The sequence below is a fragment of the Halobacteriovorax sp. HLS genome, from assembly GCF_004006665.1.
Taxonomy (GTDB): domain Bacteria; phylum Bdellovibrionota; class Bacteriovoracia; order Bacteriovoracales; family Bacteriovoracaceae; genus Halobacteriovorax.
Window position 1 is genome coordinate 108,128 of record NZ_QOCL01000013.1, and the last position, 18,439, is coordinate 126,566.

General features: G+C 35.2%; 19 protein-coding genes and 1 pseudogene. 11 read left to right on the top strand and 9 right to left on the bottom strand.

Features of this window, described 5'->3' with window-relative positions; all coding sequences use genetic code 11:
• Positions 1-17 precede the first annotated feature (17 nt).
• Positions 18-3,227, top strand: a complete 3,210-nt coding sequence (locus DPQ89_RS13830; RefSeq protein WP_127717619.1) for an efflux RND transporter permease subunit — start codon at positions 18-20, stop codon at positions 3,225-3,227.
• Between the two features lie 63 nt (positions 3,228-3,290).
• On the opposite strand, the gene DPQ89_RS13835 is transcribed toward DPQ89_RS13830, so the two are convergent.
• Positions 3,291-3,647: a hypothetical protein gene (locus tag DPQ89_RS13835; RefSeq protein ID WP_127717620.1), complete on the bottom strand. Its 357-nt coding sequence runs from the start codon at positions 3,645-3,647 to the stop codon at positions 3,291-3,293.
• 307 nt (positions 3,648-3,954) lie between these two features.
• Between DPQ89_RS13835 and DPQ89_RS13840 the strand changes: the two genes are divergently transcribed.
• Together DPQ89_RS13840 and DPQ89_RS13845 are read left to right on the top strand one after the other, a co-directional pair.
• Positions 3,955-4,542, top strand: a complete 588-nt coding sequence (locus DPQ89_RS13840) for a hypothetical protein (RefSeq protein ID WP_127717621.1) — start codon at positions 3,955-3,957, stop codon at positions 4,540-4,542.
• Complete coding sequence (locus DPQ89_RS13845) at positions 4,542-4,853, top strand: hypothetical protein (protein WP_127717622.1); 312 nt, start codon at positions 4,542-4,544, stop codon at positions 4,851-4,853. The genes DPQ89_RS13840 and DPQ89_RS13845 overlap by 1 nt, the downstream gene beginning before the upstream one ends.
• Positions 4,854-4,884: 31 nt before the next feature.
• Here the strand turns inward: DPQ89_RS13845 and phnE are convergent, their stop codons facing one another.
• From phnE to DPQ89_RS13860, 3 genes and pseudogenes are all read right to left on the bottom strand, one after another.
• Positions 4,885-5,961: a phosphonate ABC transporter, permease protein PhnE gene (phnE, locus tag DPQ89_RS13850; RefSeq protein WP_206611177.1), complete on the bottom strand. Its 1,077-nt coding sequence runs from the start codon at positions 5,959-5,961 to the stop codon at positions 4,885-4,887.
• Between the two features lie 6 nt (positions 5,962-5,967).
• Positions 5,968-6,731 (bottom strand): annotated as a pseudogene (gene phnC, locus DPQ89_RS13855) (phosphonate ABC transporter ATP-binding protein); the annotation flags it as partial.
• A 20-nt stretch (positions 6,732-6,751) separates the two neighbouring features.
• Positions 6,752-7,672, bottom strand: a complete 921-nt coding sequence (locus DPQ89_RS13860; RefSeq protein ID WP_241558862.1) for a phosphate/phosphite/phosphonate ABC transporter substrate-binding protein — start codon at positions 7,670-7,672, stop codon at positions 6,752-6,754.
• Positions 7,673-7,966: 294 nt separating this feature from the next.
• Between DPQ89_RS13860 and DPQ89_RS13865 the strand changes: the two genes are divergently transcribed.
• The 5 genes from DPQ89_RS13865 (at position 7,967) to DPQ89_RS13885 (ending at position 11,794) form a co-directional block, all read left to right on the top strand.
• Entirely contained in the window at positions 7,967-9,583 is a 1,617-nt protein-coding gene (locus DPQ89_RS13865) for a C25 family cysteine peptidase (RefSeq protein ID WP_127717625.1), read from the top strand.
• 68 nt (positions 9,584-9,651) lie between these two features.
• Positions 9,652-9,867 carry a hypothetical protein gene (locus tag DPQ89_RS13870; protein ID WP_127717626.1) on the top strand — a complete coding sequence of 72 codons (216 nt, stop codon included), beginning with the start codon at positions 9,652-9,654 and terminating at the stop codon, positions 9,865-9,867.
• A 10-nt stretch (positions 9,868-9,877) separates the two neighbouring features.
• Positions 9,878-10,432 carry a hypothetical protein gene (locus tag DPQ89_RS13875; protein WP_127717627.1) on the top strand — a complete coding sequence of 185 codons (555 nt, stop codon included), beginning with the start codon at positions 9,878-9,880 and terminating at the stop codon, positions 10,430-10,432.
• Positions 10,433-10,460: 28 nt separating this feature from the next.
• A complete protein-coding gene (locus DPQ89_RS13880; protein WP_127717628.1) occupies positions 10,461-10,910 on the top strand; it encodes a hypothetical protein in 450 nt (149 codons plus the stop codon).
• A gap of 11 nt (positions 10,911-10,921) precedes the next feature.
• Positions 10,922-11,794, top strand: coding sequence for a chemotaxis protein CheX (locus DPQ89_RS13885; RefSeq protein ID WP_127717629.1), 873 nt, complete (start codon positions 10,922-10,924; stop codon positions 11,792-11,794).
• Here the strand turns inward: DPQ89_RS13885 and DPQ89_RS13890 are convergent.
• On the bottom strand, positions 11,791-13,407 hold the full coding sequence (locus DPQ89_RS13890) for a hypothetical protein (RefSeq protein WP_127717630.1): 1,617 nt from the start codon (positions 13,405-13,407) through the stop codon (positions 11,791-11,793). The two genes, DPQ89_RS13885 and DPQ89_RS13890, sit on opposite strands and share 4 nt — an antisense overlap.
• Positions 13,408-13,427: 20 nt before the next feature.
• Here DPQ89_RS13890 and DPQ89_RS13895 point away from each other — a divergent pair, with 20 nt between their 5' ends.
• Entirely contained in the window at positions 13,428-13,649 is a 222-nt protein-coding gene (locus DPQ89_RS13895) for a hypothetical protein (RefSeq protein WP_127717631.1), read from the top strand.
• Here DPQ89_RS13895 and DPQ89_RS13900 read toward each other — a convergent pair.
• Positions 13,621-14,730 (bottom strand): phosphatase domain-containing protein, encoded by a 1,110-nt coding sequence (locus DPQ89_RS13900; RefSeq protein WP_127717632.1) that lies wholly within the window; start codon positions 14,728-14,730, stop codon positions 13,621-13,623. The two genes, DPQ89_RS13895 and DPQ89_RS13900, sit on opposite strands and share 29 nt — an antisense overlap.
• A 56-nt stretch (positions 14,731-14,786) precedes the next feature.
• On the opposite strand from DPQ89_RS13900, the gene DPQ89_RS13905 reads away from it, so the two are divergent.
• Positions 14,787-15,515 carry an MgtC/SapB family protein gene (locus tag DPQ89_RS13905; RefSeq protein ID WP_127717633.1) on the top strand — a complete coding sequence of 243 codons (729 nt, stop codon included), beginning with the start codon at positions 14,787-14,789 and terminating at the stop codon, positions 15,513-15,515.
• Here the strand turns inward: DPQ89_RS13905 and DPQ89_RS13910 are convergent.
• The 3 genes from DPQ89_RS13910 to DPQ89_RS13920 are packed head-to-tail and all read right to left on the bottom strand — an operon-like array spanning position 15,512 to position 17,269.
• Positions 15,512-16,684, bottom strand: coding sequence for an Hsp20/alpha crystallin family protein (locus DPQ89_RS13910; RefSeq protein ID WP_127717634.1), 1,173 nt, complete (start codon positions 16,682-16,684; stop codon positions 15,512-15,514). The two genes, DPQ89_RS13905 and DPQ89_RS13910, sit on opposite strands and share 4 nt — an antisense overlap.
• Positions 16,681-16,986 (bottom strand): hypothetical protein, encoded by a 306-nt coding sequence (locus tag DPQ89_RS13915; RefSeq protein ID WP_164848426.1) that lies wholly within the window; start codon positions 16,984-16,986, stop codon positions 16,681-16,683. Before DPQ89_RS13915 ends, DPQ89_RS13910 begins: the two co-directional genes overlap by 4 nt.
• Positions 16,964-17,269 carry a hypothetical protein gene (locus DPQ89_RS13920; protein WP_127717636.1) on the bottom strand — a complete coding sequence of 102 codons (306 nt, stop codon included), beginning with the start codon at positions 17,267-17,269 and terminating at the stop codon, positions 16,964-16,966. The genes DPQ89_RS13915 and DPQ89_RS13920 overlap by 23 nt, the downstream gene beginning before the upstream one ends.
• Positions 17,270-17,505: 236 nt before the next feature.
• Here DPQ89_RS13920 and DPQ89_RS13925 point away from each other — a divergent pair, with 236 nt between their 5' ends.
• A complete protein-coding gene (locus DPQ89_RS13925) occupies positions 17,506-18,438 on the top strand; it encodes a hypothetical protein (RefSeq protein WP_127717637.1) in 933 nt (310 codons plus the stop codon).
• Position 18,439 lies beyond the last annotated feature (1 nt).

Sequence of the window (18,439 nt, forward strand, 5' to 3'; positions counted from 1 at the left end):
CTTCCTAGGGGGATTAAGTGAAGAAAATCGTACAATATTTTGTAGATAATAGCTTTTTGGTTAATACGATAAGTTTGGCCATGGTTATCATTGGACTCATTTCAGTGACTTCAATGAAACGAGACCTGATTCCACAATTTGGAAATAAGCAGATTACAATCACTGCAAACCTAAGCGGCGCAAGTCCTTATCAAGTAGAACAATTTCTCACTATTCCCATAGAAGATTCTATTAATTCATTTGCTGGAATTGATCATATCTACTCATCATCACAGTCTGGAAGAATGAGTATTAGTTTAAATGTAAAAGATTCTTATAAAGACATTGAAGACCTTTTCGAGAAAGTGAAGAGCTCTCTTTCTTCTATTTCACATACTCTTCCTAGCGAAGTTGAAAATCTTGAAGTTATCAATAGAAAAATGACTACGTTTTGGTTTTCATCACTCGCTGCTCTAAATTATGATGATAATAATAGAGTTCATCAAAATTGGATTAAAGAAACAAGTAAAGAACTTAGAAAAATCCCTGGTGTGGTTGAAGTAAACCACGGGGCACCACTACCAAATGTGTATATAAAATTTGATGCTAAGAAATTAGCAAGATATCAGTTCGATATAAATGAACTGACACGTACTCTTATTAGAAGATTTGATTTTCTTCCTCTAGGGAGTATTTCTAAAAATGGTAATACAGTAAACGTTGAAATTAACAATGACATCAACAGTGTTACAGAGTTAGAAGACCTCATTGTAAGAGGTAATTTGAGTGGAAAGATCATTAGATTGAAAGACGTTGCCAGTGTAGAGTATAAGATTCACGAAAGTGATACTATGAGTTTTACAAATGGTGCTCCTTCGAGAGGAATTGTTCTTTTTAAAGATCTTGATACAGATATTATTGAAATGAAACAATCTTTAGAAAAGAAGTTAGAGAAGTTAAAAAGTACAACTCCTGAAGGGATAGAACTTATTGTCACAGGTGACGGTCCTGCCTTTATAGAGAGACAATTAAATGTTTTAAATATAAATGGTCTAATGGGTGCTGGTTTAGTTGTTTTTATTCTCTTTGCTTTCTTTGGCCTTAAAGCATCTCTTATGACGAGTTTTGGTCTCCCTCTGGCCTACCTTGCGACTTTCACAGTACTGATGGCCTTAGATATAAAAATTGATCTTATCTCTGTTGCTGGGATGTTGCTCATTGTTGGAATCCTTGTTGATGATGCCATCATTGTTTCCGAATTATATGTACAAAACCTTGAAAAAGGATTTTCTCCAAGAGAGTCTGCTATTAAAGCGGCCACTGATACAATGATTCCAATCACAGGAACAGTATTAACAACGGTAATAGCTTTTGCTCCCATTCTTATTACAGAGTCTGGTTTGTCGGCCTTTTTAAGAGCTATTCCGTGGGTCGTTATAGCAGCATTATCAATGAGTTTATTTGAGTGTTTCTTTCTGTTACCAAATCATCTCTCTCACTTTGTTAAAACACCTCCAAAACATAACGAGTCCAGTGTGTTTAATAGGCTCTCAAGAGGTTACGGATTTCTATTAAGTAAGTGTTTAAAGTGGAGGTATCCAGTTCTAGTCGGAATGGTTGCTCTACTTGTTGGAACATTTATTCTTAATAAGGAGAAGGTTCCGTTTAAGGCAAATTTAAATATTGGAAGTGAAACTATTAAAATAGACTTCTTATTGAAAGCATCAAATGACCTTGAAAACACAAGACAAAAAGTTCAGCCTATTTGGGATCTCCTAAATACTGTTGATAAATCTAAGTACACTTACATGACTTCTGATTTAGGTCGAAACTGGTACAATGGCGAGAGAAAGGAAGGGTATAAATACGGTGGATTTAATATTCGTTTTTCGCAAACCCATCCAAATATTGATAAAGATAGAGAATTTATTCTCTCTTTTTTAGAAAAGAAGCTTGAATTATTAAAGACTGATGACTTTGAAATTCTCTCAATTAAGAAAGTCAAAGATGGTCATGATGATAAGAAAGAAAATACTTTTAAATTAAGTGCTTTTATAGAAGGGCAACATAGAGACGAATTTATTATAGAGCAAGTGAAGCAGGTCTTTTCTAGTGTAAAAGGTGTTAAGGATGTCTACATTGACCCTGATTTAATTTCTGATACTTGGATGTTTGAGCCAAATAAGGTTCTATTGCACTCTTATGGTCTTAGCCCAATCGATCTAAGCTCTAATATTCAAGGATATATTAGAAAGAGTAAAATTAAAGAATTCAGAAATAATGGATCCATTGTTAATGTATATGGTTACTTTAAAGATGGTAAGGATCTAAACTTTGAAGACTTATCTAAATTAACTATTAATGTTGATAATGGGAAATCTATTGCTCTTGGGAAACTTGGTAGTTGGAAAAAAATTAAATCGCTAAAGACGATTTCCCATACAGACCTTAAGAAATCGTTAAACTTTGATATTAGTTATGATGAATCGATTCTTAAAAAAGAAAAGATAGGTGAAATCTTAAAAGAACAATTTCCAATCATTAAAAAGAAAGTTCCTGGTCTAAAATTTAAGCTTGAAGATGGTGATGAACAAGAGGCAAAGAACTCTAAAGCAATCTTTAAAATGATGATTTCATGTATTTTCTTAATCCTCTTTGTTCTTGCATTGATTCTTAGATCATTCTCGCAACCTCTAATGATTGGAATGGCAATACCTTTTGGTATGATTGGTGTTATCTGGGCCTTCTATTTTCATGGGCAGTCCATTGATATCATGGCCATGGTCGGGATTATGGGAATGGCCGGAGTGGTTGTGAATGACTCACTTATTATGGTTGATACCATAAATAAGAAGAAGGCCAAGATATGGCATTTAACGAGAGAAGACATTCACTCGGGTGCTGTGAGTAGATTAAGAGCAATTATTATTACATCAATAACTACATTGGGTGGTGTTTTCCCAATGGCCTACGGAATAGGAGGAGACTCTGGATTTACTAAGTCTCTCGCTCTTTCTATGGGCTGGGGGCTTCTCTTTGCGACTGCTTTAACTCTGTTAGTTTTACCAACTCTTTTAGAAGTTCAACGTGATTTCTGGAGAGTTCTTAATAAAGTGCCTCTTTTTAAAAATAAGTTTTCTCCTCTCATTGAAACAATTGAAAAAGAGCAGATCGAAGATTCTACTGTTTCTATTGACGTCTTGATTGGTAATGAAAAATCGAATTCTAATGAACATACAATACAATAAAAAAAAGGCCCTAAATAATAGGGCCTTTTTATTCATCTCTTTAAGTTGGGTTTCTTAAAGATTTTAATTTGAATCACTATCTTGTGGTGCTTTCTCATCTTCTTTAGGTGCTTTAAACTTACTTGGAACTAATCCACCTTTTACTGAGTAAACAAATTCGATCTCTTCTGGGTAGTAGATCTCTCCATCTTTCATTTCTATAAAATCAGTCTTGATAACCTTTTCAGCTTGAATGATTCTATGGTTACTTATTTGAAGATCTCCAGCTCTAAGTAGTTTTCCGTTAAATGTCTTAAATCCAGCTGCTTTAGTAGCTGCATTTACTTGAGAAACACTAATTTTCTCTATTTTTGCAAAGGCCATATCCATTGTAACGAATAAAGCTGCTGTAACTAGTAGTAGTGTTCTTATCTTTTCCATAGCGTTCTCCTGCGGTCTCACTCTTTGAGATTTCCACGCGAATATCCTTTTCGCTATTTCAGTCAAATCCTTATGACCTTGTTTGGTTTACTATATACATGAGTCGTGCCAAGTTTTTACTTACCTAAGTAGCTAATTTATCGTATTTGAGCTAGTAGCACTGTGATCTGGGGCCAATATAACACTGCGTTAATATCCTTTTTGCCACCATCTATCTGTTGAGGAAGATGTAATATTTTCAAAATTTGTGCGCGGCGCGTCTTTTTGGTGTATTTTTGCGTCTCTTATAGAATTTAAGGAGATTTTTATGAATAAGCTATCTTTAATAGCACTTTCTCTGTTTTCAATATCATTTTCTTACGCACTAGAAACCGTAAAGGTTTTCGATGGTACAGAAAGGACATGTGAAAGTGAGAAGGACATTTTTCTAAATAGAAATGGTGCTTATAGAGCTAAAGCATTAAAGAGTGAGATGAATGATCAGCAGGTTGAGCTGACTGTTAAATTTGAGTTTTTAACTTGTGCTAAAACAGATGAAGGGTACAAATTTGTTCAAATCGATCCATACTCGAATACAGAATATAAAATTCATGCCCTTGATGGAGAAATCCAGACTGTTAATGTTCTGCCAATAAATGGTTACTTAAAAGCATATCAAGATGGTGTTTTTAAACTAATCGATAGAAAAGAACTTGCCTTTAAAGCAGTTCAAAATCATGTGGTTCAGATAGATTTAAAAGATCTAAAACAAAAACCAAGTATTGATTTGGCCGTTAGTAAAGAAGTGATACTAGACTCAGTAGATACTCAAATTATAGATACAATTAGATATGGTGCATTTAGAGTTCACTTTGATGTGAAAGAAACTGGTGCATCTTTAAAGGAAGTTAAATAATGAAAATACTATCAATCGCACTATGTACAATTTTAATGCTCTTTAGTTTCAATTCTTCTTCATGCGAAAGTGTTGACGACACTTTGATGAAGTATGATGTAGGGCTTGTTTCTCATCTTGACGTCCTAGAGGCCGTGCAATGTAATTTTAAAAAATTCCATGTCTCTAATGGGGTTTGTGGAACGCGTGTTGGAATCAAAGAAGATGTCGTTTCTTTTAGACTTAAGCAATATGATGTTGGTTTGATAACTAAGGCCGAAGTTGAAAAAGCAAAAGATGATTTAAAAAGAGAAATTCAGAAATGTAATTAAAAAAAAAGGCCTCTTAACGAGGCCATTTTTTTTATTTAATTGCTTCTCTAATTTTCGAAGAAAGGTAATCCATAATCCAAACAATAGCAGCAATGATGATCACTAGAAGACCAACTTCATTCCACTTTGCTAGACCTTGATACTGCATAAGCATAGTACCAATACCACCTCCACCAACTAGACCAATCACTGTCGCCATACGAACATTGATATCCCATCTATAGATAGTGAATGAAAGGTAAGGAAGAACGATCTGAGGAACAACTCCATACCAAATTACTTGGATAGGGTGAGCTCCTGTGGCTGTCATAGCTTCAATCGGACCATTGGAGATATTCTCGATTTGCTCTGAGTAAAGTTTTGATAGTGAAGAGATTGAATGTAGACTTAATGCAAGCATACCTGCAAATGGTCCAATTCCAACCCATACTGAAAAGATAATCGCCCAAACAAGTGGCTCGATTGATCTAGAAACGTTTAAGAAGAATCTTACGACACTGTATATCGCTAAAGTAAACTTTGAATTCTTCATTAAGTTTCTTGCAGCAAAGAAAGCGAGTAAGAAAGCTACTGGCAGAGCAACTGCTGTTGCGATAAATGCCATGTAAATTGTTTCAACTGCTGCAAATAATGCATCTTCAATTATTGCGAAGTTAGGTCTAAATAGGGCCGTAAAAATTCTTCTTGCTCCATGTAGACCACTTTCAGAAAGAAACTCTCTGATACTTACTTGAGAGATATGTAGTCCTGAAATGAAAGTTACAATTAGGATCACATATCCAAGCATTGTAAATGGCTCAGATAGAACTGTTTTTTCTGGATTAGTTTCGTAAAGACCTTGAGTTGCTTTACCAATTGATAATCTTGTAAAAGTCAGGGCCGCTGCTACTACGGCACCAATTCCTATCGCAAGAAGTGGTTGATCCCAAGAAAATTGAGCATATCTATCTCCAATAATCAGCTTCTCGTAAACAATTTTCCAAGAAGTAAGTATTAGATAAGACCATAGAAAGAAATCTATAGCATATGCAATAACTTGCTTTTTAACTTTTTTTAGGGCCTTGCCCTTATTTTCACCAGGTAGTGCTTCATGTGTTGTTGTATTCATAATTCCCTCAACTAATCGATTGTCACTTCTACAGCTTCTTCACCATAGATTGTTTTAAACCAATCCTCATCAATATCCAAAGGCATACCTTCGTAAATTAGTTTTCCACCTTTAAGAGCGATAACTCTAGAAGCGTACTGTCTAACTAGTGATAAGAAGTGGAGGTTACAGATTACTGTTACACCCAGTTCATCATTAACTTTTTTCAGATACTGCATAACTGAATGTGAAGTCGCAGGGTCAAGTGAAGCAACAGGCTCATCCGCAAGTAAAACTTTTGGGTTTTGCATTAGCGCTCTAGCAATAGCAACTCTTTGTTGCTGACCACCTGAAAGATTATCAGCTCTTTGGTTTTCTTTACCAGAAAGTCCAACAATCTTAATGAAGTTCTTCGCTTTTTCTTTATCTTCTTCAGAGTAGATTCCAAATATAGAATTTAGAATACCAGTTCTTGAAAGAGATCCTGAAAGAACATTTGTAAGAACAGTTTTTCTTGGGATTAGATTAAAGTGTTGGAAAATCATTCCAATCTTAGATCTAAGAGTTCTAAGTGGCTGTCCTTTTATGTAAGTAATATCTTGACCTTCAAAGTTGATCGATCCGTGGCTTGGTTCATGTAGTCTATTTAGACATCTAAGTAGAGTAGATTTACCAGAACCAGAAAGCCCGATAACAACTAGAAATTCACCCTCTTTTACATCAAATGAAACACCCTTAAGCGCGTGTGTTCCATTTGGGTATTTCTTGTGTAAGTCTTTAACTGTAAGCATTTTTTATCACCCGTTAGTAATTATTTAAGGTTTTCTTCAATATTAATTCCAACAGACTTGATCATTGTTCTAAGTCCATCGTAATCACTGTCAGTTGTATCAACGATACCTTCAACACTGTAGATATTTTTAAATGACTGCTTACCTTCTTCAGTAGAAAGGTACTTCTTTACAGCAGCAATAAACTTATTAGTGATAGCAGCATCTAAATCTTTTCTAAAAACAAATGGATCATTTGGAATTTTTTCAGTTATTTCAATGATCTTTACTTTATCTTCTACGTCTGGAAATTGAGTCTTAACTCTAGATCTTGCATCTCTAATTTTGATAATTTCACCAGCATCATTTAACTTAGGTGCAGAGTAGTAAGTTGCTCCTGCATCAACTTGCTTTTGGTAAACCATAGTAACAACATTGTCGTGCTTGATTCCAAAAGTCTTATTAGAAACTTCTACATTATTATCTTTAAGAATTTTAAGTGGAAACATATATCCTGAAGTTGAAGATGGATCAGTGAAAGCAAATTTCTTTCCTTGAATATCTTTAACTGAATTAATTCCTGAATCAACGTGAGCAATAATTTGACCTTGGTAGTAGTCATGACCGTAACGAAGAACTCTTAGTTTTGCAGTTGCTCCGTACTTACTATTAGCTAGTAGGTAACCAAATGAGTTCATCACTCCAATATCAGCTCTCTTAGATCCGAAGGCCTCAACTACTGCGATGTAGTTTGTTGGAATTCCTGTCTTGAAGAATAGTCCTGTTTCTTTTTCAAGAAACTTGATGAAGTCTTGAGAGTTAGATGCAATCGTGTCGGCATCAACTGAAGGCGTAAAGTACAACTTAACAGGGTTGTTAGTCGTTCCAAGCTTGTCTTCGTTTTGGCAGCTGACAAAAAGTGTGGCCAACATAGCAAGAAGAAGTGTTGTTTTCTTCATCATGAACATGTGTGTCTCCTAGTTTTATAAAAAACTCAATAAGTTATAGAATTTTGTGTTAGGCCTATTTACCATAGCGAACTTAGGAATGTCAGTTAGGATTTCCTAAAAAAGGCCATAAAATGAAAGAAAATGTAATATTTTCTATAAGAATCTCTTTTATGATGCACCGCTTTCGTTGGGTATTTCACAAATAGGGAATTTTCTACCTGTCATCTTCACAAACTCTTTCTCTCTAATCCAACTAATTTACTTTGACGATAGAAAACTATCATTCAACTTTTCGAAGGAAAATCTATGACACAACTTTTGTGGCTGGTTAGTTTTATATTGTTACAAAGTACATTTGCTCAAAATGACATTAAAATTGATCAAATCTCTAACTTCCATACTAAAGCACAATGGAAAATATCTAATAAGGATCTAAAAATCTCTAAAAGTAGCGCTCAAGGACCGATGGTCTTTAGTGATATTAAACTAGAGGGCTGGAGCCTAACCAAAACTGTAGGTAGTCCCTCTGTGCCGTTTAAGTCTATTCTATTAGAAGGAATTCCAACAGACTTTAATGTTGAAGTTAATGCAGTAAAGGTTTTCAATATTAATGATGTGGCCCCAGTTCCAGCTCAGCAAATGCCTTGTCGATGCGATATTATTCCATGGAAATTTAATGTAGATTTTGATGAAAAATCTTATAACTCTAAAAGCCGTGAGCATATCTTTGTAGAGTATATGGGGAAATTTCGCGGAAAAGATATATCTAGAGTTCGCTTTTCGCCTGTGGCCTATAATCATAAATCTGGGATGAGATTTATCAGTGAAGGATCAGTTGAGATTAAATCGAATCAGAAAATCAATGTTGCTAGCATGAGTGCTGAAGACAGGAGATTAGTGATCTTTACTGCAGATAAGTTTAAAAGTTCACTGGATAGACTCGTAGATTACAGAACTGCTGAAGGGTATGAAGTTAAAGTCATTACTTTAAGTGAAATAGGACAGAGCTTTGAAGAGGTTAGAGCTTATATAAAAGATCTTTATAAGAAACAGTCTTTTTCATACTCAATGATTATTGGGCATGAAGAAATATTTCCAACTGAGTATGTATCGACTCGTTTTGATGAAAATACGCCAAGTGATATGAACTACTATACTTTAGATGGAGATACTGATGGGCAAAGGGATGTCATTCCAGACATTCTTTATTCTAGAATATCTGTAGATACAATAGATGAGCTCAATCGTTTTATTGATAAGTCTTTAGAGTTTGAAGCGCGTAGTTGGAAAGACGGATTAGGTAAGAATATGATGATTGCGATAGCTTCGGATGAGGGAAGTGCTCCAAGTGATGTTGAATATGTAAGACAGATGCAAAATCCTCTTAAAAAGAAGTTTAATTGGAAATCTAGAGAGTTCTTCCAGGCAAATTCAGACTCGATTCCTAGTAATGTTCAAGATAGAATTTCTGACGGCTCCATTTGGCTAAACTATATTGGTCATGGTTCAGGTTACGCATGGCCTTCATTATTTGGAGAAGATTTTAGCACTGCTCATATAAACTCTCTTAGAGCAAATGGTGTAAAACCAATAATTATAGATGTTGCCTGTCAAAATGGAAGGTTTAGTAATGAAGCACGAATGGGTGAGAGCTTTATTCGAGCAACGGATGGTAGGTCTCCTGCTGGTGCTGTGGCCTACTATGGCGGTAGTGTTGATATAAGTTGGGACCCTCCTGCTGTTATGGCCATTGGCGCGGGAGTTGCGTTAAGTGAGAATAATAATAGGCGCTTAATTGACGTATTATGGGCTGGGCAGCGCTATCTACTTGAAAATTATGATGATAGGCAAGGGGCCTTAGAAAACTTTGTTTGGTATCACCTACAAGGTGACCCACTATTAAATTTAAATAATCTACAGTAACTATCTAATTCTATAGGGACCATACAATAATCGAGTATTTTGACTAGAAAGCTCGGTTATAATGGTCTATGGCCTTAAATATAAAACCTCTATTCGCGCTCGATCATCCCCCCGTGAGCTTTCCAGAAAAACCTGTGGAGTTGAATACTTCTAGTGGTGAGCTGGATATGAATAAGGAAAATCTCCATAAGGACCATCTTCGTGAAAAAGAAGAAGATGATGTTTATCACAATGAAGAGGCCTTGAAGAAAAAGCTAAATTTGAGGAGACTTAATAGTATTTAACGGGGGCGTTATGAATTCTTTCTATGTCTTTTTACTCTCTTTTACCATCATTTCAAACACTGTGGCATTTGAATGGGAATCTGTCGCTGGTTGCTATTCAACAATACAGTATAATTCTAGACCGATAAGTGACACAGCTGAGAATTACTCTGTTATTAATCTAAATGAAAACCCTCTCTACTTTATTAGCGCTGAAAACAACGAGCTTAATGTACATTCGCTCATTATTTTTAAAGCTCCTAGACAAGGGCATTTTTACCAAGATGTATTCTTTGAGGATGGTCAAAATATAAATAAAGAGGGCAAGCTCTATAATTCTTTTACTAGCGAAGTTAGAAGTAGATTTGATGAACAGAAAATTTATTCTATAGACTCTAAAACAAGTGTCAGTGCTTTGAGTAATGAGCGCATTCAAGTTATTGTAAAGTTATCGATTAAAGGATTCTTAGGGGACTACAAAGAGAGTGGTCATTTTATTCTTAAAAGAAAACGTTGCCTTAGTGATGAAGATTCTGAGGAGCACTACCTAAAGGGGTTAAAAATTCCCTATGAGCTAAGCTTATAAATTGGATTGAGAGGATGTAAAATAAGTTATGAAGAAATTTTTTATATCCCTATGCTTAATTGTTAACACATTTGCCTTTGAAGTCCCACCTCCCTATGAGTCTGGTGCCAACTCTGGTGAGAATAAACTTGACCGTTTAGATAGAGTGGAGAGCTACTTAAATTCCATGAGTTCTATTTTGGGTGAAATTAAGACTAAATTAAATGATAAAGAAAGTGGTGGCAAGCTGATGGAGAAGCTTAAGGAAGTTGAAGAAGGTCAGAAGCAACTGGCCGATGAATTCAAGAGTTTTAAGCAAGACGAGTTTAAAAAATTAGAATTACGAGTTGATTTTATAGACAAAGATAAGGTGGAGAAGATAATTGATAGATTCAATCTTTATAAGAGTGACACCGATAGAAAGATATCCGTTTTAAAAGAGTCTATTAAAGAATTAGAGGCCCTTGTTAGGACGGTTGATTCACCCTATAAGAAATAGTCGGAGAGGTTTTGTCCAAATTAAATAAAGTCCTTATAGCTTCAAAGAATTCTTTGTGGTCAAGAGAGCTCAAGCATAAGCTTGTTGCCTCTAAGAAAGTTCTTTGTGATATCTCATCAGATAGAACTGATGCAATTGAGAGAGTCTCTGCAAATGAGTATGCTCTTATTGTATTTGAGGATAGTTTTGAATTAAAAAATATTGAGCTCCTTCTTAGAGCACTTGATAACTCAAATGGAAAAGTTCCAAACTCAATTATTTTCTCAATCGTTAAGTTTGAAGATCTCCAGCAATTAGATATTCCTAAAAGTATTGTAGCTTCATGTTGTGCTTACTCTGTTCCTCTACCAGATGATATTTTTTGCGATATTATCTTAAATAAATCTCTTCCTATTAAGGCGATGAACAAGTCTTCATCTAATTTAGATAAAGACTTCGTGGCCCTCATTGTTCAATCGGCAAATGAAGTGCTGAAAGACTTTACTATGTTAGAGTTTAAAGGTTTGAAGCCACTACTTTTAAAGAATATTGAAAAGTATCCTGAAATTGGAATTCGCGGTAAGGTCGAGATCTCATCAAAGTTTTTTACTGGCTCTCTCTATGTCTCTTTTCCATTAGATAGTTTTAAGAAAATCTATGAACAAGTCGTTGGAGAGTCCATTGAAGCTATAACTGATGAGGAAGCGGATTTTGCAACTTCTATAACTAATATGATCTATGGAAAAATTAAAAAGTTTCTTTCAGAAAAAGGTGTGGAGCTTGAAATGATTATTCCAACTCTAGATAGTACTGAGATGCTTGATTGTGAAAATAATCAAATCTTTGTTTTTCCTTTTGAAAGTGAACTTGGTCTCGTTTATTTAAAAATCTCAAAAGAAAATTAAACGAGTGGATAGATCACATCCAGTAGGTCAAGTCTTGGCGACATCAGTAGTGTCGTCGTTCTATGTAGAATCAAACCAGGTATTTTTTGTTCAACCCTAAAAACATTTTTCAAAGTAGTATTCTTAATGTCGTTTTCAGTTATTTTACTGGACTTGTATAGAATTCTCTCAAGTCTCCAAATAAAGAGTACACAGTGATCTTGTAGTAACTCGGGTAATTTATCATGTATATCTTTAAAGTCTTCCAAAATACTAGATCTTACTTTCTTATGCTTCTCTTTCATAAACTGAAATACTAGAAAGTAGAAGAAGCTAATATGTTCCCACTTGGTACCTTTAAGCTCGTCGTGTGCCATTTGAATATGGTGATAAGCATGGATCAAGTCTTTATGGTCAAACGAAACTTGAGCAAGGGCGTAGTGCCTTAGACCCGACTTCAATTGAGGGGGATACTTTTGAGCTCTCGATTGTTTAAGCTTAAAGTTTGGTTTGTCCCACAGTTCAGTATGTTCTAAGTATTGGCCACTATATAGCTTAGGCGCGATACCATTTATAGATAGGGCCCGGGCCTTCATAGGTGACATGGTGACAATGTGAACAGAGGTAGGAGTAAGTGTTCCTAGTTTCCAGTCTAGAGTGTCTTCGTAACTAATTTTCTGAGGTGTTCCCAGCGATTTTAAAATGTCTAGATCACTAATCTTTTTCTTTTTTGAGAGATCTGATACCTTTTTATTTCCACAATCACTACGCATAGAATTGTGGTTCTTCATGCCAATTGGAAAAAATGATCGCTTATGAAGTTCTTCATCGATCAGTTCATTATTAAAGTATTTGATTTCACCTTTAGTAATCTTGCCAGTTTCATATACAAGCTTATCACCCATTAGATCAGCACTTAGCCAAGTACCATCTGCAAAGGTCATATTAAAACACCAAGCAGTAAATGAATTGGCCTTTTTCAATATTTCTAATGCTGAAGATAAGTCTTTTGCATGAAAGATCAGCTCATTTCCTATGTCAAAAACTGAGCGACCGTTTATATCTAAAATATCTGTAAATTTTTGGTGAAGAGCAAGCGTTACTCCATATTCATTCATGGAAGTAATACTTGGAAAAGGAAAGCCCACAGAACCGAAGCTATAAACTTTTGGTAAATTAGGAAAGTCGTAAAGTATTGTTCTCTCAGCTTTATCAAAGCTACCTATGAGAGGAAAGTCGAGAATTCTTCCATGGGCCGGACAATCTTCATTTTCATCCCAAAAGAACATAGTCGAGCAGCCCAGTAGTGAGCTTCCTAAGCTAGGTAACCATTTACTAAGACACGAGCTCAATTCAGGTAGTAATAATGCAAAAATGAGTTCCTTATCACTTATTCCAAGTCCTTGAGCATATTGCTTAGACCATTGTTTAAAAACTCTATTATGCTCCATTTGAGAATCGAAGAATACGGCCGCTAAATCTTGAATAATTTTGTCTACTTTAGGGATTCCAAGAGTCAAGACCACTTTCATATGGTCAAGCAGTAAAGAATGCCCCTTTTGATCTTTTAAACCTAGTTGGTAAAAGCTCTCTAAAGGATCGCCGATGAGTTGTGTGAACTGATTTTGTTCCATTAATAACCTTGGAGTAGTAAATGGATATTTTAACTTTATTTAACGATCCTAGCAATCAACTCTTACAAATTGTATTTTTATGCCTGGCCGTATTTCGTCTTTATTTAGAAATTATGGGCTTCAAATTTGAAAACCTTCCAATCACTTCTAAAATGAGTAACGGAAAAAACTTTCATAGAACTGGATTATACTTTAGCATTGGTTATATCCTCTTTACTGCTCCGGCCTTTCTTCTGGCATAGGTAGTAATTGAGTACGTCCTTCATATAATTCAATTGTATTAGTCGGAAAAGGAATTTGAGTTTTTAAATTAATCTCACTTTCATCAGTCTTCTTTCTAATATAAATTTTAACATTGCACTTATGAGCTCTATTATTAATCATTGATCCGAGTTGATAGAACTTCGCAAGAACTTTGCTATTTTGCTTTCTATTAAATTGAAATGCTTCTTCTTTTTTTAATTGCGACCACATCTTCCAAGGATCGATTTCCTTAGATAGAACTTTCGCAAGAGTTAAGTAGATGACTGGATCTGATTCAAAATTATCTCCCATCAAAACTAGCTCATCAGGAATCCCCGTCATCGTCAAAATATCTAAGAGATGATTGAGCTTATAAAGACCCTGCGTCTTTAAATCCTTTGTCGTTAACTCGCCCTCTAATAGAGAGAATATATGCCTATAGTCTTTTAGGAAAATTCCAGCAGTATAAATTTTATTTTGGTAGAGCCAGTCTCTCATTGCCTCTTCATAGAAATGAGGAGAAGCGGAGAGTATGAAAGGATGAAATCCTTTTTCTATATGAGAAGTTAAAATTGCAACACTATTTTCTACTGTAGGAAACGATGATATTGGCTTAGTGAGTGAATTATAAACTTCCTTGGTATTGGAATATTTTGTATCAACTAAAGTCTTATCAAAATCACAGATGATTAATTTCTTGTCTTCGCTAGGGATGGTAAGAGGCATGAATGTCCCCATATGAAGTTCAAGACCTTTTTTCTTCTTGGTTTCATAGGTTTGAATCACCTTAATATTCTTTCGCTGCTCAGTCATTGGGATCTTAAAAGAGAAATTGCCAAAGCTATCCGAGTCGTAAGTTTTCTTAAAGATAACGTTGTGCTCATTATCGAAACAGACTATTTTCATTTGGAATTGGCTAGACTTTAACAACCTAAATTCTTGAATAGGGAATTTAGGGGCCATTTGGGCCAATTCAGTTGGAATAGGGGATTGCCACTCTTTCATTGTACAAGATGCTCGTATGGCCACATAGTCATCAGTCTTAATTGCTAAAAAATGAACGAGGTTTGGTCTTTTCATAGTATAAATTCTCAGTAATAATAAATCCTTAATCATTTTAAAGAAAAGAGTGTCATATGAAAACGCCTGATCCAATAATTCTTGAACTTTTAGGGCCTGTTAACTTTTATCTAGGTATGGGGATTCAAATCGTCACGGCCCTCTTTCTAGGTGGACTAGTCGGTTTAGATCGTGAGCGTAAGATGAAGTCAGCAGGGATTAAAACAAATATCCTAATTTGTCTCGGTGCATGCTTATACACTTCTGTCTCTCTTTTAAATATACCTGAAGGCTCTATGGCCGATCCTAATAGGATAGCTGCGCAGATTGTTAGTGGTATTGGTTTCTTAGGTGCTGGGGCAATTATCCAATCAAGAGGACATGTAATAGGTCTTACAACGGCCGCAACAATTTGGGTTGTTGCTGCAATAGGTCTAACCATTGGGTCTGGTTATCCATTTGTGGCCATTCTTTTTACAGTAACAATTTTAGTTGTCCTAAAACTACTTAACCCAATTTATAATCTTATTCTTCTTCAAAAAGACTTCAGAACTTATCACGTTGAAATTCTCTCTCATGGTCGTGTTAAGAATCAGGTAAAACAAATGATTCTAGCAGAAGTAAATGACATTAATGAAATGAGTGAAGAAGTTCTTAATACGAGTAATGACGAAAGAATCTTAAATGTCTATATTACAATTCATCCAAGAAGAATGAAGTTCCTAGCAAAGGAATTAAAAAGTGTTTTAAAAGTTGAGAAGATTAATTATCACACTAGTGAGTATGAAACTCATGAAGATGATTAAAGCTTAGCTATCTTAAAAGTTAGAACGCCTTCATTATAGGACTGAGAGATATCTTTAGAGTTTAGAATTTCAGAAGTTTTAAACTTCTTAGTAAAGACTTCACTTCTGCGAGATCTATTTATTTCACCGTTTTCTTCTTTTACTTCATCTGTAAACTTTCTTGTAAGGGCCAGTGTTACATCTCGTCCTTGAGCAGTAAGTCTAATATTTTCTTTCTCATGTACTGGAACTTGAATTGAGACTTCATAATCTTTAAGGCCTTCTTTTACAGTAGGGTTAAGGGAGCTAACCTTGTAGAAGTCATCCTTGGCCTTATCAGTTATATTGGACTTGTAGAGCATTTGGTCTTTAACAATTGAGTTCACTTGATTATTAAATCTATTTGTAACTCTATCTAAGATATCTTGATGTGTTTTTACAATAGTATCGTACTTTTGTTTGAAGCTTTGGTCTTCTTGCTTTAACAATTCTTTGTGATGTGTTTCTTTATTGAGCATCTCTAAATTATGGAACTTCTCTCTTTCTTTTCTTTCAACCAGCAGTCTGTGATTTTGGTCTGAAAGTTTGTTCTCATGTTCAGATACTGCCATTGCCATTTTTCTTTCATAATTACTCTTCGCAGTTTTTTGCTGAATACCATGATTTACTTCCTGTTGCTTAAGACCTTGAGTATTCTCTCTTGTCTTAGCATCAGCGCGCAATTTAGATTCAAAATCAATACCTTCGATAGTAGCGTCAGATTTCAATTGTAGATCTTTAATAAGTACGGAAGTGTCAGTGTTAATCTTTTGGGCCTTGAGATTGGCCTCATCAAAAGAGTCTTGATACTTATAATCATACACTGTATTTAAATCACTGATTTTCTCTTGGTGAGCAGTGATAAGGTTAGCTTTTTCTTTTTCTAATTTTGTTTGGTTTTCGACAAAGTTAGTCTTTATTGCTCCAAGCCTTTCTTCTTTTTGCTGTAATTTTTCTGCGATTTGGGCCTGATTTCTATCTTGAATATCTAAGAGCTCCATTTCTCCAACAAGTCTTTCATTACTTTTTTTAGCTTCATAGACTTTATCAATATTTTTCAACTCTTGTTCTTTAGCTACAACTAAATCTCTTTGACCTTCTGCCAACTTATCTAAATAGTTCTTTGCTGTAGATTCTTGAGTAACTTTCATTGTCTAATTATAGCTCCAGAGTTTTCTTCAGGTCCATTACAAGGCGTTTGAAAATTTCCAGTGTGACCTTTACACATCCATGATCGTAGCATGTCTACTCTTATAGATGAGTTACCTCCATGATAACTTAAATAGCTAACTGGGTCTAATGTAGAAGTTACGAGGTAACCTTTATTATCAACAGGAAGTTGAATTCTAGATTTTACATAATATTGATACACTCTGTATTCAGCATTAATAGCAAGACAAGAGAGTATAGCGCTAAGACTTACTAAAATTTTAATGTAGTTGAGGCATCTCATCAAGTATTCTTCCTTCTACTAAATTCATGAAAGCTTTTATAAAGAGTGTTCTTTCAGCATTATTCATAGAGAATATAACAGTTTTCTGTCTCTCAAGAGATCTGTGCTCTGAAACTCTTTTTAGTATTTTCTGTGCTTTCTTTCTCTCGGCATCGCTCAGGTTATTCTTTTCAGTAAAAATCGAGTTAATCCACTCATTTTCTAGGATTGGAAAGTGTCCGTTAGTGGCCATTTCAATCAATGAGTTCATAGAAGGTGATTTTCTCTGGGTTAAACTGTTCAATGCGCTCTCCTTGGCTAACAATTCTTATATAATCTTATATAAAACTTGTGGGGGAGATTAGCGGGTAAGTTTTGCTTTGAAATCAATTACTCATAATTACAGCTATTTAGTAGAAAAATAAATATTATCCGCAAATTATAGTCAATTTTTTACAAAAAGTTGAACTGGGCCCTCTTTTATGTGTAAAATAATAGGGACTCATGATGAGTCCTATAGTTTTTATCAAGGAACCGATAATGAATAAGACGATTTCGACTCTCATCGCAATCTTTATATCTCAGAACTCATTCGCATTAGTTGATTACTCTCAAATTGAAGGCAGCTCTCCAGCCCCGAGCACTCCAAATGTAAAGAGATCAGCACCTCCTATAGTTAAAAGAAATGCTCCGGCCGCAGCTAGTTCATCGAGATCTGCAAATAACGGCCCAACTTCATTTGAGTTACTAACTTCTTATGAACAGCAAAAAGTTGCAGGACAAACGACTTCTGGTGAGTTGAATAAGCTTTCATTAATGGCCCATTTCCAAACTCAATATAACCTCTATTTGGATGTTAATTACTGGGCCGCAAGTAATGAACTATCAACTAACAAGCAAGAGGGGGCCTATGAAAAAGGTAATCCAAAAGTTATCCTTGGTTTTAATTGGTTAAGATTTGGTGCTGTTCAAGAAATGGCGACAGTCGATATTTACGGGGGAGCTAGCTTTGGTGGTGACGAGGCAGTAGCTACAACAAGAACTGATAAAATTGTTGGTGTTGAAACCTCTAAGCGTTTTTACAATTTCGCTATAGCCATTGCTTATGATTATAATTTAACTGGTAGCCCGGATAGTTCAAAGGAACTTACTATTGGTAATATCAGTACTCTTAAAACTTCACTTGGTTGGGTCGTTTCAGGGGATATCAGCTTTGTTGTAGAAGGTGGTATGGTTACTGTAGATAATGCTCTAAATAGTGAGTCAGCTTATAAACTTAAAGAAGATGTCCAATTTTCTTATATAAAGCCTTCTGTACAGCTTGGAATTTCTCCACTTGTCTCATTAGAGATGGGCGGAGTATTTAGGTCTCGTAGGGCCAAGGATGTAGACACATTAGTGGACGCAAAACTATGGGATACTCCTGGGGCTTATGGTAACTCGCTCTTTGCAGGTCTAAAGTTTTCCATGTAAG

Bases quoted from the DNA above. Each gene is read 5' to 3' on its own strand.
- DPQ89_RS13835 (WP_127717620.1), bottom strand. From the start codon at position 3,647: ATGGAAAAGATAAGAACACTACTACTAGTTACAGCAGCTTTATTCGTT.
- DPQ89_RS13840 (WP_127717621.1), top strand. From the start codon at position 3,955: ATGAATAAGCTATCTTTAATAGCACTTTCTCTGTTTTCAATATCATTT.
- DPQ89_RS13845 (WP_127717622.1), top strand. From the start codon at position 4,542: ATGAAAATACTATCAATCGCACTATGTACAATTTTAATGCTCTTTAGT.
- phnE (WP_206611177.1), bottom strand. From the start codon at position 5,961: ATGAATACAACAACACATGAAGCACTACCTGGTGAAAATAAGGGCAAG.
- DPQ89_RS13860 (WP_241558862.1), bottom strand. From the start codon at position 7,672: ATGATGAAGAAAACAACACTTCTTCTTGCTATGTTGGCCACACTTTTT.
- DPQ89_RS13865 (WP_127717625.1), top strand. From the start codon at position 7,967: ATGACACAACTTTTGTGGCTGGTTAGTTTTATATTGTTACAAAGTACA.
- DPQ89_RS13870 (WP_127717626.1), top strand. From the start codon at position 9,652: ATGGCCTTAAATATAAAACCTCTATTCGCGCTCGATCATCCCCCCGTG.
- DPQ89_RS13875 (WP_127717627.1), top strand. From the start codon at position 9,878: ATGAATTCTTTCTATGTCTTTTTACTCTCTTTTACCATCATTTCAAAC.
- DPQ89_RS13880 (WP_127717628.1), top strand. From the start codon at position 10,461: ATGAAGAAATTTTTTATATCCCTATGCTTAATTGTTAACACATTTGCC.
- DPQ89_RS13890 (WP_127717630.1), bottom strand. From the start codon at position 13,407: ATGGAACAAAATCAGTTCACACAACTCATCGGCGATCCTTTAGAGAGC.
- DPQ89_RS13895 (WP_127717631.1), top strand. From the start codon at position 13,428: ATGGATATTTTAACTTTATTTAACGATCCTAGCAATCAACTCTTACAA.
- DPQ89_RS13900 (WP_127717632.1), bottom strand. From the start codon at position 14,730: ATGAAAAGACCAAACCTCGTTCATTTTTTAGCAATTAAGACTGATGAC.
- DPQ89_RS13905 (WP_127717633.1), top strand. From the start codon at position 14,787: ATGAAAACGCCTGATCCAATAATTCTTGAACTTTTAGGGCCTGTTAAC.
- DPQ89_RS13910 (WP_127717634.1), bottom strand. From the start codon at position 16,684: ATGAAAGTTACTCAAGAATCTACAGCAAAGAACTATTTAGATAAGTTG.
- DPQ89_RS13915 (WP_164848426.1), bottom strand. From the start codon at position 16,986: ATGAGATGCCTCAACTACATTAAAATTTTAGTAAGTCTTAGCGCTATA.
- DPQ89_RS13925 (WP_127717637.1), top strand. From the start codon at position 17,506: ATGAATAAGACGATTTCGACTCTCATCGCAATCTTTATATCTCAGAAC.